This is a genomic window from Pseudomonas sp. AM4(2022), from assembly GCF_036346515.1.
In the GTDB taxonomy this organism is placed as follows: Bacteria; Pseudomonadota; Gammaproteobacteria; order Pseudomonadales; family Pseudomonadaceae; genus Aquipseudomonas; species Aquipseudomonas paracarnis.
Genome location: NZ_JAOTNW010000008.1, coordinates 176953 through 194857 on the forward strand (window position 1 = coordinate 176953; position 17905 = coordinate 194857).

The window sequence follows — 17905 nt, forward strand, 5'->3', positions numbered from 1 at the left end:
GGCCGCATGTATAATAGAGTGAAGCGAAGCGAAACGATGCTTCTTTCTTCTTTGGAGATTGTCCAAAGTATAGGTCCATTAAAGATTTCATTTAAGGGGAACACCCCTTAAGTATTTTTTAGAGAAAATAAAGAGAAGTGAGGGAGAAGATCCCTCAAATCAAAGAACATGATCTTAGAGAACAAACTGTTCTGTCGTAACGACAGGAGGCACCTGTTCTGTATTCACAGAAGAAAGATCAATAGCGGTGGACTTCGTTATTCCACCTATTGAAGAGCACTTCACTTCGTTCAGCTTGCGAACATATCTTTATATCGATATTTATTAAACGCTAGAGAGCCAATCCTGATTATCAATCAGATGCCTGCATCTCCTGTGTGAGACACACAGAGCAATTAGATATCTTGTGCATCGCACAGAAAGAAGATCAAGAGCGGGAGGGGTTTATCACCCTTTTCTCCCTAAGAGCATTCACTCCTTCGTCGCTCACTGCTGACACGTTCTGTATTGAAGAGTTAAAACTCTATAAGCCATTCCTGATTGTCAATCAAGGATGTTTGCAATCTTCTGTGTGTACACAGAACAATTAGATGTTGCTGTGCATCGCACAGAAGACGACACTACGGATTCCTATCCTTTAAACAAGTCTGAATAGCTAGGCATCAAGGTCTAATTTACTACCACAATGCTTGCACTTAATAGCCTCCGCTCTTACCGGCTCAGCACAAAACTGGCACTTTTTCATACCACCATAACTTCCAGTATCAGCAGCCATTTGCTCTTTGTTCTTAGCCATTATCGCCCAGAAAAAACCAACAACCGGGCAGAGGAAAGCAACAAACCACATTGCAATAGGCTTAGCATCCATGTTATTTCCTAGAGAATAGGAAGCTATCATCATCAGCGGTACCGCAGGGGCAACCATAGAGAAGAAGAGAAGTAAACCTGAGCGTCCTTTTTTATTTGCAATAAACGAGATAAGAACGCAAAGAATGATAAATACAACAAGCCAGTGTATAGGTTCCATTTCATTTTCCTAAATTAAAAAAATCTGTGTGACTCGTAACACTTTGTTTGACCGAACTAAGAATCCCTAGCTTTGCTGAGAACTTATTTTCGCTTTGTAATAGTGGACTGCCAGAATTTTGTTTACCTGTGTAGGGTTCTAGGGAGCGTCCCGCGCATCACTATCTGCGATTGATCCATGCCTGCCTCAAGTACGCAGATACTGGGCAACGGTGAATAACGTGATCATCCAAGGCTTTATCAGGTGCTTTATCAGGGGTAATAACTGAGCCAATACACCGACATCCTTGAGACAGAGCGGCTGTGCACCTGATTGTACGCAGCCTTTAGCCACTCCTTACTAAGCAGCGGTCATGCTCTCTACGAAATCGTAGAATTTAAACAACTCAGCACAGGCTTTCAAAGTTTTGATGCATTTTCGCTTACTTTCCCATGCTCATCTCTCAAAGCTTCTACAGCGACAGATTTATTTATTACTGATATGGAGCTAGTATCAATATTATCGCTATACTTTCTCAAGATAATTTGTACTTTCTTACCTTCCCAATATGATTTTTCATTCTGGAACGTGGCACCAACCTTCGTCTTCACCATCTCCGTCTTTTGACTTTGTGGATGCCCATATTTTTGGGTGAGCAAAGCGACCACCGCATCGTAATCATCTATCTTCGTGTTGAGTACAATTTCTCGGATCAAGGAGTCATGCGTCAACACGCCAGCTGTATAGCCATGCAACCCTAGAGAAGGCACGGCAAATAGAGGGTAGTAACTTTGAAATGGACGTTGATAACAGATTTCGGCAGGAACACTGTAGTCCGCTGGGCACTGCTTCATCTGATAAATAAGTTTCTCATCAAACTTAATGCCTAAAAATGTGGTGGGCTCTTGAACCCATGGCGTAGGTTCAGCATTTTTCTTAGCCCCATACGCCGAAGTTGCCAAACAAAGAATTGCCAATGCCGTTGATAGCTTCGCGCTCATTACAAACATCCCTTTGCAAGCCTTCATAAACCGTCCTCATGTATCACTTGGTGTGTCATCATTTGGTGTGTTCACGATTAGAGCACAGACGCCCATCATTCGGGAATGCAGACAAACCAAAATCTCAGAAAGACCTTCGGGCAACGCGTTCGTGAGCTACGCAGCAGTCAGGGCTTCAGCCAAGAAGCATTTGCTGATAGGTGCGGCTTTGTACGAACGTACATGTCGCGCATCGAGACAGGTACAGCGAACCCCAGCCTTGAGGCCACCAAAGTGCTTGCAGACGGTCTGGGTCTCTCCCTATCGGAGCTGTTACAAGGACTCTGAAGCTCAATCACACATGGTTTACGGATGACAGCCATGCAAGACAACATAGCCACAGCAGACGTACTAACCCTTTTGTGGGAAGGCCAGCTCGCTCTAGCTGCGAGTATCGAGGAACTCGCCCTATGGGTAAGGACAAATGGTTCGCCTGATACGCATGAAAATGTGATCGATGCCCTCAGCACCCTCGATAGAAATGCCGCAGCCATTACCAAAGGCATCCTCAAGCTGAGGCGATAGCTTCTATCAAAGATCTCTAGCACTCCGATAGTCAGCAGACCGTCCGTCGCATCCAGCACTTATCTATCAATAATCTATTTTAGATAGACAAATGATATTTTATCATTGACCTATTAACTCAATAGACCAAAGGATAGTCAGCATGAATGCTCACCTGTATCTCAGAGCATCAACCAAAGACCAAGATGCCAATCGTGCAAAAGTCGCCCTTGAGTTGTTCGCTGCCGAGAACGGATTGAGCATCGCTGGCATCTATGCGGAGAACATCAGCGGAACGAAGCTTAATCGTCCTCAACTGCTTGCTCTGCTCGATAGAGCCGAGAGTGGAGACGTGCTATTGGTTGAATCTGTAGACCGCCTCAGTCGGCTCTCACAAGCTGATTGGGACATGCTTAAGGGCACAATCAAAGCGAAGGGGTTGCGCCTTGTTGTAGCTGACTTACCTACCAGTCACATGTTGGTTGAAGAGAAGGGAATCACTGGGCAAATCATGGATGTGATCAACAACATGCTGATCGATCTTATGGCGACCATGGCACGGCTGGATCAAGACAAGCGCGTGGAACGAATCAAGCAAGGGCTTGAAAACAAGAAAGCGGCTGATCCCGACTGGAAACCATCAGGTAAAGGCAGAAACGTAGCGTTATGGAAAAAGGTAACGACGCTGATAACGAAACACCCGACTATGCATACAGAGGATATTGCCAAGCTGGCCGAGTGTGGTGTCGCCACTGTGTACAGAATTAAGCGCGAGCTTACGATGGCCCAGCAAGCACAGACAGGTAGTAACTCATTGTATTGAATAGTATTTTTTCGCTAGCAGGAGCCGACAGTGGAGCACTGTGCTGTATCGGATTTGGCTAAACATTGAGCAACCGTCCTCGTGGGAAGGTTCATACGGTTAAACTGAAGTGACCGATATCTGCTTTAAGAGGATATCGCACCAAACCTCACAGATTCTCACCAACCGCCCCCCTCTGCCGAACACCGATACTCAACTTTACTTCTGGAGAGTGCGGGCGCCTTGCTATCATGCGAGCTCAGACTGATGAGGTGCGAAATGGGTGACACGGACACACCAGACTTCAACAAAGCTAGAGGATTTCTAATCGGTTATTCCGTTGTGGTGATTCTACTTTGGTTTTTCGGAGCAGATCTCAGCCAATTTAAGCTGATGGGCAATGAAATATCTCTACGACAAAACATCCAGCACGTCTGGATTGTTATCGCCGTGATTAACATCTATCTCTGGTTTAGATTTTTTCAGCGATTACCAAAAGGCGGATTGCGGTTTGATGAAAACATGCATAATACGTTGGATAACGCTCTGATTAACGTATGCCGCACCATACATAAAGGTCGAGCGTTCAAGCGCGTTGCTGCTGAAGCAGCTGAAGAAAACGACGGTAAGCTGATCAGTATGCGAATGAGCGGCACGCTTTCCTATCGAGATGACTTAAGAGAATTGGGTGGAAGAGAGTTTGGCCCTACCGGACCATGGGATTATTCATATCCTCACCGCGCTAAGGTGTGGTTCAGCTTGACAAAAATTTATGAGAGAGGTCGCGAGCGTGTCACCTCCCACGGTGGCCGAGGCTATGAAGCTATTCCGAGCAAGATGCTGTATATGGCGGTTGTTACATATGTATTTGTGAAAGGTGCTATTGGACTGTCTTGGTTTACCGATAATATTTGGCCACTCGCACTTGGCTGTTTTAGTATCGGTGTAGCTCTGCACAAATGGTGGCAAATAAATCATGCCGCTCATATATTATATAAAAACGCCTTTAATCAGATGCTAATTTTCATATGACTTCGTGACGGATTGGCAAGTCTATATATTACTCAAGACCGGCAAAAAAGATAGCTGCGGCAATATTGCACCTTCAGATGCACTCCAGAGAGGCACCATAGCGCTCCAATAGGAACCACGCCTCCAACTCCAAAAGCTATGTATCCGCACCCAATATCGAGTTTACCTTTCATAATAACTCCAATTTTTCGTATCCCCCCAAGGAGCAGCAAAGGTGGAGAGATCGAAGCGAAACAGAATGACACTGATCAAAAAACCAACACCTTTCTGGCTCAGAAACGATTCATCACAAGATCATAGTAGATTTTTTGTCGCGCTCAGGATATATCGAGGATGAAATAATAATCAACAGGAGGTTGCAATGGCCAAGATCACCAGCTTAGAAACTATATCTAGCGAGTTCGGCATCAATCCAAAGGAGCTTGAAAAGTTAGACATCATCGACACCCAGCTTACCGTAGATACAAATTTATTCATTGACCCTTTACTCCTACCAGAGAGCAAACACGAAGAAATAAATACGGGGGCCGCTACAGCATATGAACAAAGATTCGAATTTATAATCAAGCTACTTGCTGCGTCTAAAGAAAAAGGCGATATCACTTGGCGAAAAGCAGAAAAACTTTTCAACTTTTCTGAAGTTAGTTGGACTTGCCTCGGTTATAGCGCATCTGTAAGAGGATCTGGATTTGGACCTGAACTCACCTCTAGTACTCTAGAAACCGCAGCTCAGATAGTAGCCTTAGGAATTACCGATATCGATTTTTTCATGGGACTGTCACTATTCGAAGAAGGGATTGGCCCTGACAGAATAAGCGACATGACTACCAACATAATACTTTCCAACCTAATAGACTTCACCATAAGACAAAACGATCAGTTAAAACTCCCAACAAAGCAATTCAAAATCAAAGATGAAATATTCTGCCTTCCTGAAAACCCTCACTCCAAAGATCCTTTGATATTCGTGCCTAGAGATATTGTTAGAGACTTACCAATAGCCAGTGACTGGAGTGATATTTCTCGCATCGCGAGAGAAAACGAAGAGTATCGTGAAAAGGTTAGTAGTGGCGTTGGCAAAGTCTGGGCCACCATGTCGAAAAAAAGAAAACAGGCACTCAGGGATAGCGCACTTCAAAGCAAAGAAGCATTCGAGCAAATACTGGACTTACTCAAAGACATTCCCAAAACACCTTATAACTTTGAAGGAGACCGCAATGGAGAGGCATTCTGGACACGCCTGAAAAACATTGCTGAGCATTATCCGCTAACTATAAGCGAAACAACCAAAAACATAACCAATATAGAGGAGGCAAAGAAGCTGGTCGACACAATCATCTTACAATTTCAAGATCTCATTGAGAACAAAGGAATTTGGAAAGAGCTTTGGTCTGACGAGAAGAAACCTCGCCGTGAAAAAGCCGCACAGCGGTTATTTTTTGTTATCGCTTACTCATACTGTCAAGCTAATAATTTAGATGTAACACCAGAAGCAGATACCGGAAATGGTCCTGTCGACTTTAAATTCTCGTTCGGCTTCAACACTAGAGTCGTAGTAGAAATCAAACTCTCTACAAATGACTTGGTGAGTGGTTATACAAAACAGCTCGAAATTTATAAAAAGGCCGAAGATACCAAATCAGGCATATACCTAGTCATTGACGTTGGAAACATTGGACAAAAATACAATGAAGTACAACGCATGAGACGTGAGGCAATTGATGTAGGCAAAAAAACGTCAACTATATATTTAGTGGATGGCAACAGAAGAGAGTCTGCGAGCAAGCGTAAATAGACAGCCATCACTAATAGTTATGCCAGTAAGCCTGAGATTCCCAATTTTAGTTTTACTGGCGACCATCGCCCTCCTCAAGAAAAAATTACTGGCGAAAACCCCCAGCAATACTATGCTACTAATTGCGCGCGGATAATACGCATTCTTATTGTGATTACTCATATCCATTTCTATTTTACTGGCGCTACTTTTGTTATATGTAAACGATTATCCTCCCAGCGAAGGATGGTCTGGCTGACCTTTACGAAACCCTAACGACTCAGCGCTTTCTACAAGAGGTGATGAATTGTAAGGCGAGTCGGGGCAATGGTGAAAATCGCCCTAAATAGCGATTTCGGATGGAAAAAAGCATCAAAATGATAGCACAAGGACACCGCCACCAGCTAGGATAGGTCTAGCAACGACGACACGCATGGATCAGGGTGAACAAATGCTAAACACGGATAAAGAGCTCTCAGCCCCCCAAACCCGGGGCTCGGTAAGTGAGACATATTTTAGGTCTGTTATAGAAAAAGTGACTGAACTACCACCAATACTACCTTTAGTTCATACATGTGACTGTTATACACTCCGAGAAATAATTAGCTCAAAGAAAATAAAGCCCACTCTCTGCCCAGTTTTCAAAGAGGAATTAGTATATTATTTCTATGGACGACCTTCATATCGTATAAGTGACAAAGGGTTAACATTTAACAATTCAAGCGTATACCCTGCATGCCTCATCATTCAACCTGAGGAAGTAAAGAGCATCACCAGAATATTTCCATTTGACAGCGGGGCATACGCGGCAGGGCTCTACAGTAACCATCTGCATAAAAACTCCAAGCAAGAAGACTACCTCCTAGGCTCAAACTATCCACTCGTTCAAAAGTTTGTTAAATTCTTCTACGACAACAATCAAAATTATTTTGACGGAAAACCGACACTTGAGACAAGCTCACTTCAGCCGTGCGCATATGAGCTGCAGAGCATTTACTCGCTTATAAATGTTACACACGGAGAAACCTTTGATAATCGCTGCTACACTATAGAATTACAATCTAGCGTTTCTATTGATGTAAATAGTAGCGCCCTTAAAGCCATCGTTATTCCTGACTCCATTGCAAACGATAGTGAGTTGGTGGCTTATTTATACGAAAATGATATAGAAGCAATAACATATTCGACATCCCGAGTGGCTCCAAGTCATCTGACGCCTTTAGTAATATCCAAGGTAAGAGAATTCTACATCGACCAAGGTGTAATTCAATGAGCACTACTTTCATTTTGCTTGGCTTCTCCACGCCAGCCGATAGCGGACCGTCCTTCTCAACGCCAGTTTTCAAAAGAAACCAGACTCTATACCTTCAAGTCATTAGCGAAGACGAATACATTAGCGATTTTGAAGAAATCAAAAACATCAACTTTGACACATTTGAAAACCTTAATAACAAAGAATATAAAGTAGGTGATAAGGCTGTATATGCTATAAAGGACTTTAGAAAACGACTAATCCAGCGTAGCAAGCACGAAATGGATGAATACCTGAGGGCCAACATCAGAGCAATTGTCGCCTACCCTTATTTTTATAAATCCGCCTGTGAATTTAGTAACTTAAAATTAGACCTACCAGAGTTTTTAGGATGTAAAAACAATAAGGACTTCCTTCTTTGGCAGGTTCTATCTAACACCGCAAAAGAATTCACTCTTCCTATCGCCACTAAAAACCGCTTGAGCCTTGCTCACAAGAAAAATATCCATAATTCTTCTCCTCCCGAGCCCTCTGCAAACCAGAGCGCTTTGGTACGAAAAAGCAAACACGACGATTTCCAAGAAAATTATTTTGAGCGCTTCATTTCGTTCGCTCAAAATAAACATCAAAGATTGGCAAAAGAAAAAACCGTATTAGAATCTCTCGTTCTTAGTGAATACTTCTCCCATATGTTACCTGAAGCGGCTGAGAACCTAGAAAACGTGAGAGCCTCATTGGTAAAAATTCTTGAATATTCCAAGCAGGATTCAAGCTCCTCACCCTTGCAGAAAATAAAGATAATGCAAATAAATAAAAAACCAAAATACGCCAAAAATTACAAACTTATTCCTCGACATGTGATTGACGAAAATACAGACGGCTTATCCTTAATAATCTACGTAACGGCAGCCATTAGTCACTTCCAAATAAAACAAGAGTCGTAAATAGAATAAAACAACCTTAACTAATCGCATACGCTAGAGATGACCGTTGCGTTGATTCTTCAAGCACTGAGTACATCTCTAGCAAAATACACATCTCTATAATTTCCGTAACTTTGACATGAAAAACTACACCAGAACGAGACCACCTTTAAGACCTATCGATTTTAGGAACTATCTACTTGCAGGAGCTTAAGAATAGCGCCCAAAAACATCATTACAGGTACGCACTCCCAAGCACTATTGCAAAGCTTTCGCCGCGAAACTCAGGACGCTAGGCCACCTCTCACCGGAGCATACGCAGCTGGTCGTAAGCCATTGTCAATACGTAGATAGCTTTGTACAGGATCTACCTTCGGGCGAATCATCTATGAGGGGACAAATGATCCAGAAACTCTCACGTAAGCTGCCAATATCTTGAAATTTGCGCTAGACGCAGCACAGCAATTATTTAAGAACTATGCAAAAAATTCCTCGCCCCTTTCTTCCACACCATCATTCCAAACAAAATCCCATACGATTACGAGCTGCTATCGGCATTCACATTGCTCAGTGTGAATGAACAGGATATTTTGTGAACGTTCTGCTTGAATCCAAGGCAACAAAAAAGGGCCCACCTTTCGGTGGGCCCTTCCAGACCGCCCAGCAGAGCGGATTTTGTTTGGTAGGCGCGATTGGACTCGAACCAACGACCCCCACCATGTCAAGGTGGTGCTCTAACCAACTGAGCTACGTGCCTGCTGTGAGGCGGCATTCTACGGAATTCCGAAGGGGTGTCAACATCTTTTTTGCAGCTAACCCTATGAATATGCGAATTTTTTATTTGCGACGGGTACACCTGTGATTTTCGGGTGGCTGGCAGGCAATTTTCAACTCAGGTAGGATCGGCGCACTCGTAAAAAATATAAAACAGAGGTTCCAGGATGGCGAACACCCCCTACCCCCAGTCGTATTACGCCGCTTCTGCGAATGCAGTTCCGCCCCGTCCTGTGTTGCAAGGTGAAGTCGAGACCGATGTGTGTGTGATCGGGGCTGGCTATACCGGGCTTTCCAGTGCGCTGTTTTTGCTGGAGAACGGCTTTCGCGTCACGGTGCTGGAAGCCGCCAAGGTGGGTTTTGGTGCCTCGGGTCGTAACGGTGGGCAGATCGTCAACAGTTACAGCCGCGATATCGACGTGATCGAGCGCAGCGTTGGGCCCCAGCAGGCGCAGTTGTTGGGGCAGATGGCGTTTGAAGGTGGCAGGATCATCCGTGAGCGCGTGGCCAAGTATCAGATCCAGTGTGACTTGAAGGACGGAGGCGTGTTCGCCGCCCTCAACAGCAAGCACATGGGCCACTTGGAATCGCAGAAGCGGCTGTGGGAGCGCTACGGCCATACGCAACTGGAGTTGCTGGACGAGCGCCGCATCCGCGAAGTGGTGGCCTGTGACAACTATGTGGGGGGGTTGCTGGACATGAGCGGTGGCCATATCCACCCGCTCAACCTGGCGCTCGGTGAAGCCGCGGCCGTGGAATCCCTGGGCGGCACGATCTATGAGCAATCGGCAGCGGTGCGCATTGAGCGCGGTGCCAATCCGGTGGTACACACCGCCGAGGGCAGGGTCAGGGCCAAATTCATTATCGTCGCGGGGAACGCTTACCTGGGCAATCTGGTGCCGGAGCTGGCGGCCAAGTCGATGCCGTGTGGCACCCAAGTGATCACCACGGCGCCACTGGGCGATGAAGTAGCCAAGACTTTATTGCCACAAGATTACTGTGTCGAGGACTGCAACTACCTGCTCGACTACTACCGCCTCACCAGCGACAAGCGCCTGATCTTCGGCGGCGGCGTGGTGTATGGCGCGCGGGACCCGGCCAATATCGAAGCGATCATCCGGCCGAAAATGCTCAAGGCATTTCCGCAACTGAAGAACGTGAAGATCGACTACGCCTGGACCGGCAATTTCCTGCTGACCCTGTCGCGCTTGCCACAGGTCGGCCGCCTTGGCGACAACATCTATTACTCCCAGGGCTGTAGCGGCCATGGCGTGACGTACACGCACTTGGCAGGCAAAGTACTGGCGGAGGCCTTGCGAGGTCAGGCTGAGCGTTTTGATGCGTTTGCGGGCTTGCCGCATTACCCGTTCCCGGGTGGGCAAATGTTGCGCACGCCGTTTGCGGCACTGGGGGCTTGGTACTACGGGCTGCGAGATAAATTCGGGATGTAGACACTGTAGGAGCGAGCTTGCTCGCGAAAAACTTCAACGATAACGCGCTTGTTCTGAATGAACGCGGCGGCGGTGAGTTTTTCGCGAGCAAGCTCGCTCCTACAGGGCTGCGCTTCAGAGCTGGTCGCGAGCAATCCCGCTACGAATCCGCACGATATCAGCCAATACCGCCAACGCAATTTCCGACGGCGTCCTGCTCCCCAGGTTAAGCCCGATGGGCGCGTGTATCCGCGCCAGTTCAGGCTCCCCCAACCCACCGATGCGACGCAGTCGCTCAAGGCGCTTCTGCGAGGTCTGCAACGACCCCATCACGCCAATGTAGAACGCGTCGGTACGCACCGCTTCCATCATCGCCAGATCGTCGATACGCGGGTCATGCGTCAGCGCAACCACCGCCGTATCACGGTGACAGCCGCCGTCGGCAATAAACACCGACGGCAACTGGCGACGAATCTCCACGCCATTGAGCACCACGCCTTCGAGCACTTCATCGCGTGGGTCGCAGAGAATCACTTCGAACCCAAGGCCGACTGCAAACTCGGCACACGCCTGCGCCACGCTGGAGTACCCGGCCAGCAACAGACGCTGAGCCGCACCGACGCGAATGCGCACTCGCTCACTGTCACGCTCGATGCGAGCCCCCTGTTCGCGATCAACGAACAGGCTGCGCGCCCCGCTGGCCAGGCCCACCTGGCGAATCAAGCGGCGCTGCCCGAGCAGCGCCGACTCCATTTCACGCAGGTGCGCTTGCACCTCGCAGTCAGGCTCGAACGCCTCAACCAATACATCGAGAATGCCGCCACAGGGCAGGCTGACCCGCGATCGCGGATCGTCCCCTGCGCCGTAGCGCACCACGTTGACCGCATCGAGAAACGCACCTTCGGCGACGCGTTCGAGAAAGTCTTCCTCGACGCAACCACCCGACAACGACCCAATCCACTGCCCAGCGGCGTTCACCGCCAGCAGCGAACCCGGCGCACGCGGAGCCGAGCCGTAGGTGGCCAGCACCGTACAGAGCCAGATGCGCTGCCCCGCCACCGACCACGCCAGCGCCCGTCGTATCACCTGCAGATCCAGATGCTGCATGTCAGTGCGCCCTGTGCTCGATGGACGGCGCCTCAGCCTGCAGCTTCTGCACGTCGCTCACCACCAGCTCCGCCGATTGCCCGCCCCAGCCTTGGCGCAGGTAATTGATCAGGTCGGTGAGTTGCGCCGGGCTGAGTTTTCCAGCGAAGCCCGGCATCGGTTGCATGTGCTCGAACCCGGAGAACTTCTGCTCACCGATCCCGTCCTCGATCACCCGCACCAGGTTGCGCGGGTCTTCCAGACGCAGCGTGGTGTTGCCGCGCATCGCCACCGCGATGTGCGGCTTGCCTTCACCACCGGCGGCATGGCAACCGGCACAGACGTTCAGGTATTCCTGGCGGCCGCGCTGAGCGCTCGGGCCGAGCTGGTCCACCGGCACTTCGACCAACGCCTTGGCTGCCGGCGGTTTATCGCCGAGCAGGAAGGTCGCCATCGCAGCCAGGTCCGCATCGCTCAGGCCCTGGGTGCTGTTGTGGAACACCGGGAACATCTCGTTGAACATCGTGCCTTGGGCGCTCATGCCGTGCTTGAGGAACGTGGCCAGGTCCTGCTCATTCCAACCGCGCGCGGCCAGGTCCGTGGCGAGCAGGCTGGGCGCCAGATAGCCATTGAGGATGCCGCCGGTCAGGCGCTTGTCCAGTTCCATCGCACCGGGCAGACCACGTGGTGTGTGACATTCGCCGCAGTGGCCGAGCACTTCGACCATGTACTGGCCGCGCGTCCAGGCTTCGCTCTTGCCTTGGGCCGGTTCAAGTTTCAGCGCTTTGCCGTACAGCACGTTCCAGCCCATCAGACCTAGGCGCACGTTGAACGGAAAGCTCAGGCTCGTCACCGGCGCTGCGCGCTCGATCGGCTCGATGGTTTTGAGGTACGCATGAATCGCGTCCGAGTCTTCACGCGGCATCAGGTGGTACGAGGTGTAGGGCATCGCCGGGTACAAGTACGCACCGTCGCGACGCTTGCCTTCAGTCAACGCGGCGAAGAACTCGTCATCGTTGTACAAGCCAATGCCGTGCTCTTTGCTTGGCGTGATATTGGTGCCGTAGATGGTGCCGAACGGCGAGAGAATCGGCAGGCCGCCCGCAAACGGCGCGCCGCCCGGTGCAGTGTGGCACGCCATGCAGTCAGCGGCGCGGGCAAGGTATTCGCCGCGCCTGGCTTGATCATCAGCGTGGGCAAACAATACCGGCGCGGCCAGGCCGACCGCCAAGGCCAGGCGGGTCAGAAAAAGCTTCATGCTTAACCCTCCTTGACCAGGCCGAGATCGGTCAGCACGTTGCGGGTGGCGTTGTAATAACGCACGTACCCGGTACAACGGCAGACGTGATGACCGAGACTGTCCTCGATGACTTGTTCCAGCTTGCTGTGCACGGTCGGCTGGCGCTGCAGTTTCTCCACCAACACGGTGGCCGCATTGACGAAGCCCGGCGCGCAATAGCTGCACTGAAAGGCGAACTCGTCCACGAAGCGCTGCTGGATCGGGTTCAGCTCGGTAACCTGGCCCGACTCATCGCGCTTGGCGTGGCCTTCGATGGTGCGCACTTGCTTGCCTTCGAAGTAATGCGCACCGGTGATGCAGGTGCGCACTTCTTCGCTGGTACCGTCCGGGTTGTCGACGATCACCACGCAGGCGTGGCAAATGCCCTGGCCACAGCCCAGCCGCGAGCCGGTGAGGTTCTTGTACTCGTGCAGGTAGTCGATCATCGGCAGGTCATCAGGGATGTCCACCGGGCCGACGGATTGACCATTGAGGGTCAGTTGAAGCGGACGGTTAGCCATTGAGGGCCTCCTTGATGCGGGCAGCCGTGATTGGCAGGTCGCGAACACGTTTACCGATGGCGTGTGCCACCGCATTACCAATGGCCCCGACAATCGGGATCATCACCACTTCAGCGATACCTTTGGACGGGTCGCTTGGCGACAGCGCCGGCAGAATCTCTGAGGTCTGTTTCCACACGGCAACGTGACGCGCCATCGGCAGACGGTAGCGGTTGAAGTTCCAGTCGCCCTCCCCCGGCCCGCCTTCGTACAACGGCATTTCTTCCATCAAGGCGTGGCCGATGCCCATGGCCACACCGCCTTCGAGCTGGCCCTTGACCAACTCTTCAACCAGCACACGCCCGCACTCGACCCACGAGTGATGATTGAGCACTTCGACCTGCGCTGAACCCTTGTTGACCTTCAACTCGACCAACGTGGCGACGGGGCTGTAGTACGTCACCGCAGCGTTATTCAACTGGGTGGCGGGATAGCTGACGTTCTGGCGATCGAGCAGGTGGAAACCGGCAGCGCTCATCAGCGCCTGCTTGGTTTTCGGTGCGCCGTCGCCGTATTTCACCGCCAGACCGTCGAGCGGCAGGCGCTCGCGCACGCCGTCGATGCTGTACTCAGCCTCGGCCCAGCTCCAGCGGTTAAACCCGTGGACCGTGGCAGCGGTGACCAGGCCGCGCTCGTGAGCACGCTTGGCCAGCTCTTCAAAGCTCAACGGCTGCATGCCGTTGGCGGTGAGTTTGCCGTCCACCCAATGCGCGTCTTCGCGGCGCACCACATAGGGGTTGGCCTGACCGCCGAACGGGCCCTGGCGCCAGATCTCCAGCGCCGCTGGCCACAGGCCGTGGTTGAACAGCACACGCGCCGCTTCACGGGTGGCGTGGCTGAAGTAGTACGCCGAGTTGGTCGCGGACGACGCCGAAGCGAGCTTGCCCACCCAACGCGGGTTGCGCAGCAGGTTGTCCTGCTCGGACTGGCTCATGGTGTAAGGGTTGCCGCTGGTGATCAGTTGCATTTCCTTCCACTCTGTTTCGCCTGTCTTCACTTCGTGTGCCGGGCTGCCAAGGAAATCGGCAACGACCAGCGATTGCGAGGTAGACATACCGGTACCGATTTCGATCCCGATGTGGCGCAGGCTGATGCGACCCTCAGCGTTGAATTCAACACTGGCCATCGGCGCTTCGGAACCGGTGCCGAAGTCTTTCTGGCAGATGGCGAAACCAACGCCATACCAGTTATCCGGGTCCGCAGCTTCGCGTTGTTGCTTGATCGCGTCGCGGTTTTTCCACACGTCGTGCACGGCGGCCTTATCGAGAATTTCGTGCAGCCGCAACGCACCGGCAGGGATCGCACCCTGGGTGTTTTTCATGCCCGAACGCAATGCGTTCTTGCGCCGCAGCTCAATGGCATCTACACCGAGGCGACCGGCGATTTCGTCGACCATCATTTCGGTCGCCGCCATGCTTTGCAGGGTGCCGTAGCCACGCATCGAACCGGCTTCAACGCCACGGGAATGGTATGCGGTGACTTGCAGGTCGTTCTGCGGCATGTAGTAGATCGACTGCGCCGCCGTGGCGCCGACCGCAGCGACCGATGGGCTGTAGTTGACCCGACCACCGCCGTCGACGCTCATGTCAGCGAGGAAGATTTTGAAGCTGTGGTCGTTTTTGTCGACCGCCAACTGATAGCGAATATCGAACGGGTGACGCTTGATGCCGCTCTGGAATTGCTCGTAACGATCATTGGCCAGACGCACCGGCACACCGGCGCCATACAACGCAGCGAGGGCGGCGTAGTAGACGAAAATGTTGTGGTCTTTGGAACCGTACCCCACGGTGTAACCGGGGTGCATGTTCAGGTGGGCCAGGCCGAAGCGCGACGGCGAGATCATCTTGGCGGTCTCGGTCGCCACTTCCAATGGGCACTGGGTGGCCACCACGAAGTGCAGGGTCTTGGTAGCAGGATCGTACCAACCGTTGCCGTTGTCCGGCTCCATGGCGGCCGGTTCGATCGAGGGGGTTTTGTAGCGCTCGTCAAACACTAGCCAGTTGTCCGGTGGTGTGTTGATCTGGCTCTTCATGCGCTCGGCGTAGAACAGCCCGCGCTCGGTCAGGTTGCCGTGCAGGTTCGGCTGGGAATTCCACACTGGGCGACGGTTTTTCAGCATCGGGAACAGGATCGAATCCTTGAGGCTGGCGAACTCGTCTTCGTCGGCCGAGGTCGGGCCACCCACGCGCACGTAGCGAAAGCTGCCGTAGGGGTCGCCTTCGTAATACGGCACTTTGGCGCCGTAACGAATCGCCTTGTCATTGAACTTGAGCTTGTTCTTGGCCTGACGGAAACGCTCGAAGTCGTTCCAGATCAGGATCGCCACCGGGTGACCGATGAACATCGGCACTTTGCCCTCGGGCAGCAACGGGTCCGGCGCATGTTCTTCCGGGAAGACGATACCGTCCTTGTCCAGGTCGGCAGCGGTGACAATACGGTCCGGCTGCAGCTCGGCGCCAAGCCACGACAGGTCGTAGCCCGCGTAGATGTGGTCGGCCTTGATGGTTTTGAGCAACATGGCGTGACCCTGCTGCTGGGGCCAACCAGGCATGTCCTTGGAACGGATGTCGCGGGCGAACACCTTGCTGCCGCAGACTTTCGACAAGGCATCGTTACGCTGGCGCGCCTTGCCGTTATGACCGAGCCACTTTTCAGATGGCACGGTCACGCTGTTTTCCATCAAGGCAGCCAGCGCCTGGGTGCTAAGTGGCGTAAGCGTGACACTCACACCCGCCACCAGCCCGCCCTGGAGGAACGAGCGCCGGGTTATTTCACGGTTGGACATGGATCATCCTCTGAGCGGTTATAAATCCGCCCTTATGGTTAAGTACACCGAATCTGGAGATTTGCAGAAGCCTTTCTCGACGAATCAAAAGGCCATGATGACAGTGCAAAGTTGACCGAAGGGTTAACTTTAAAGGTTTCTGCGCCTGCGGCAAATAACCACATTGAAATTTTTTGACACAAGAACGCAAAACGGCCGACAGAATCGAAATGATCTGTCGGCCGTTTGCCGATAACGAGCGCTGGTGGTAGCGAAGAAGATGAGGCTTTTTTCAAACCCCAGACACAAAAAACCCCGGTCTTTCGACCAGGGTCTTTGCTATCGGATCAAGGTGAGCCAGTGGCTTTCCTTGTGCTTCAAGGCGTTCAGTGGGCCTTGAGGCAGATATGGCGCAGCGGACGGGACTCGAACCCGCGACCCCCGGCGTGACAGGCCGGTATTCTAACCGACTGAACTACCGCTGCGTATCGCTTGGCTGATTGAGCATGAACCCTCAACCACCTTTTAAACATCTGACCGATCAGCCTTGGCTGTTCAATCTCAAGCCCGACACATCGAACCTGGAAAATATGGCGCAGCGGACGGGACTCGAACCCGCGACCCCCGGCGTGACAGGCCGGTATTCTAACCGACTGAACTACCGCTGCGCGTCGGTGCAACCTTTAACGTTGCGTCTTGCCCTGAAGCAAAACTCTCAAGAAGTGGTGGGTGATGACGGGATCGAACCGCCGACCCTCTGCTTGTAAGGCAGATGCTCTCCCAGCTGAGCTAATCACCCTTTGCTTCGTTGAGGCCGCGAAATTTACGCAGGTAGCGGACCTAAGTCAATAGCCTGCTTGAAGTTTTTCTGAAAAAGACAAAATGACTTCAAGACGGCTACCCGCCCTACTCGCTGTAAATCATCTTCTTGCTCATGCCACCGTCCACCACAAACTCTTGCCCGGTGACGAACCCGGCCTGGCGTGACAGCAACCAGGCCACCATCGCCGCCACGTCCTCCACCGTACCGACCCTGCCCGCCGGATGCTGGGCATGATCGGCATCGGTGAGCGGTTCTGCACGCCGCGCAGCCGGGTCACGTGCGTCGATCCAGCCAGGGCTGACCGCATTGACCCGCACTTCCGGCCCCAGGCTCATAGCCAAGGCGTGGGTCAGGGCCAACAATCCACCTTTGCTGGCCGCATAGGCTTCGGTGTCAGGCTCCGATTGACGCGCCCGAGTCGAGGCCAGGTTGACGATAGCGCCGCCATGGGCACGCAGGTAAGGCGCGCAGTGCTTGGCCAACAGCATCGGCCCGCTGAGGTTGACCGCCAGCACGCGATTCCAGTACGCCAGATCGAGGCTTTCCAGGGTGATATTGCGCGGGTCGGCCACCGCCGCGTTGCACACCAACGCATCCAGGCGCCCGAACTGCCCCAGCACCTCGGCGACACCCTGGGCCACTTGCTTCTCGTCGGCCACGTCCATGGTGATAAACCAGGCATTATCGCCCAGCACCTTGGACACCTTGGCACCGCGCTCGCGGTCCAGGTCGGTCAACACCACCTGCCAGCCTTCACTGATCAGCCACGCGGCAATCCCGAGGCCAATGCCCCGCGCCGCGCCCGTCACCAGCGCCACGCGCCCGTTACTGGCCGCTGCGGCCTCCATGGACCACT

At 52.1% G+C, this 17905-nt stretch carries 15 protein-coding genes and 4 tRNA genes; 8 read left to right on the forward strand and 11 right to left on the reverse strand.

The features are described from left to right. Positions 1–655: 655 nt before the first annotated feature. Together ODQ19_RS13455 and ODQ19_RS13460 are read right to left on the reverse strand one after the other, a co-directional pair. On the reverse strand, positions 656–1027 hold the full coding sequence (locus tag ODQ19_RS13455) for a hypothetical protein (RefSeq protein WP_330210287.1): 372 nt from the start codon (positions 1025–1027) through the stop codon (positions 656–658). A 398-nt stretch (positions 1028–1425) separates the two neighbouring features. Continuing rightward, positions 1426–2007 carry a hypothetical protein gene (locus ODQ19_RS13460; RefSeq protein ID WP_330210288.1) on the reverse strand — a complete coding sequence of 194 codons (582 nt, stop codon included), beginning with the start codon at positions 2005–2007 and terminating at the stop codon, positions 1426–1428. 105 nt (positions 2008–2112) lie between these two features. On the opposite strand from ODQ19_RS13460, the gene ODQ19_RS13465 reads away from it, so the two are divergent. The 7 genes from ODQ19_RS13465 (at position 2113) to ODQ19_RS13495 (ending at position 8354) form a co-directional block, all read left to right on the forward strand. Then, positions 2113–2334: a helix-turn-helix domain-containing protein gene (locus tag ODQ19_RS13465; RefSeq protein WP_330210289.1), complete on the forward strand. Its 222-nt coding sequence runs from the start codon at positions 2113–2115 to the stop codon at positions 2332–2334. A 33-nt stretch (positions 2335–2367) separates the two neighbouring features. After that, complete coding sequence (locus ODQ19_RS13470; RefSeq protein WP_330210290.1) at positions 2368–2571, forward strand: hypothetical protein; 204 nt, start codon at positions 2368–2370, stop codon at positions 2569–2571. A gap of 142 nt (positions 2572–2713) precedes the next feature. Then, positions 2714–3373: a recombinase family protein gene (locus ODQ19_RS13475; protein WP_330210291.1), complete on the forward strand. Its 660-nt coding sequence runs from the start codon at positions 2714–2716 to the stop codon at positions 3371–3373. Between the two features lie 258 nt (positions 3374–3631). Beyond that, positions 3632–4384, forward strand: coding sequence for a hypothetical protein (locus ODQ19_RS13480; RefSeq protein ID WP_330210292.1), 753 nt, complete (start codon positions 3632–3634; stop codon positions 4382–4384). A 361-nt stretch (positions 4385–4745) separates the two neighbouring features. Beyond that, a complete protein-coding gene (locus ODQ19_RS13485; RefSeq protein ID WP_330210293.1) occupies positions 4746–6179 on the forward strand; it encodes a hypothetical protein in 1434 nt (477 codons plus the stop codon). A gap of 412 nt (positions 6180–6591) precedes the next feature. Next, positions 6592–7431, forward strand: a complete 840-nt coding sequence (locus tag ODQ19_RS13490) for a hypothetical protein (RefSeq protein ID WP_330210294.1) — start codon at positions 6592–6594, stop codon at positions 7429–7431. Beyond that, on the forward strand, positions 7428–8354 hold the full coding sequence (locus ODQ19_RS13495; protein WP_330210295.1) for a hypothetical protein: 927 nt from the start codon (positions 7428–7430) through the stop codon (positions 8352–8354). Before ODQ19_RS13490 ends, ODQ19_RS13495 begins: the two co-directional genes overlap by 4 nt. Before the next feature lie 659 nt (positions 8355–9013). On the opposite strand, the gene ODQ19_RS13500 is transcribed toward ODQ19_RS13495, so the two are convergent. Then, positions 9014–9090: transfer RNA gene (locus tag ODQ19_RS13500), tRNA-Val, on the reverse strand. A gap of 184 nt (positions 9091–9274) precedes the next feature. Here ODQ19_RS13500 and ODQ19_RS13505 point away from each other — a divergent pair. Beyond that, on the forward strand, positions 9275–10558 hold the full coding sequence (locus ODQ19_RS13505) for an NAD(P)/FAD-dependent oxidoreductase (RefSeq protein ID WP_116666556.1): 1284 nt from the start codon (positions 9275–9277) through the stop codon (positions 10556–10558). Positions 10559–10672: 114 nt separating this feature from the next. Here the strand turns inward: ODQ19_RS13505 and ODQ19_RS13510 are convergent, their stop codons facing one another. The 8 genes from ODQ19_RS13510 to ODQ19_RS13545 form a co-directional block, all read right to left on the reverse strand. After that, positions 10673–11644 (reverse strand): XdhC family protein, encoded by a 972-nt coding sequence (locus tag ODQ19_RS13510; RefSeq protein ID WP_330210296.1) that lies wholly within the window; start codon positions 11642–11644, stop codon positions 10673–10675. A 1-nt stretch (position 11645) separates the two neighbouring features. Beyond that, positions 11646–12881 (reverse strand): c-type cytochrome, encoded by a 1236-nt coding sequence (locus ODQ19_RS13515; RefSeq protein ID WP_330210297.1) that lies wholly within the window; start codon positions 12879–12881, stop codon positions 11646–11648. A 2-nt stretch (positions 12882–12883) separates the two neighbouring features. After that, a complete protein-coding gene (locus ODQ19_RS13520; RefSeq protein WP_032903798.1) occupies positions 12884–13423 on the reverse strand; it encodes a (2Fe-2S)-binding protein in 540 nt (179 codons plus the stop codon). Then, positions 13416–16247: a xanthine dehydrogenase family protein molybdopterin-binding subunit gene (locus ODQ19_RS13525; protein ID WP_330210298.1), complete on the reverse strand. Its 2832-nt coding sequence runs from the start codon at positions 16245–16247 to the stop codon at positions 13416–13418. Before ODQ19_RS13525 ends, ODQ19_RS13520 begins: the two co-directional genes overlap by 8 nt. 387 nt (positions 16248–16634) lie before the next feature. After that, a tRNA-Asp gene (locus ODQ19_RS13530) sits at positions 16635–16711 on the reverse strand. A 106-nt stretch (positions 16712–16817) separates the two neighbouring features. Next, a tRNA-Asp gene (locus ODQ19_RS13535) sits at positions 16818–16894 on the reverse strand. Between the two features lie 55 nt (positions 16895–16949). Further along, positions 16950–17025, reverse strand: a tRNA-Val gene (locus tag ODQ19_RS13540). Positions 17026–17132: 107 nt separating this feature from the next. After that, the gene (locus ODQ19_RS13545) at positions 17133–17897 is read right to left on the reverse strand and encodes an SDR family oxidoreductase (protein WP_003192533.1); all 765 of its coding nucleotides are present in this window, start codon (positions 17895–17897) and stop codon (positions 17133–17135) included. Positions 17898–17905 lie beyond the last annotated feature (8 nt).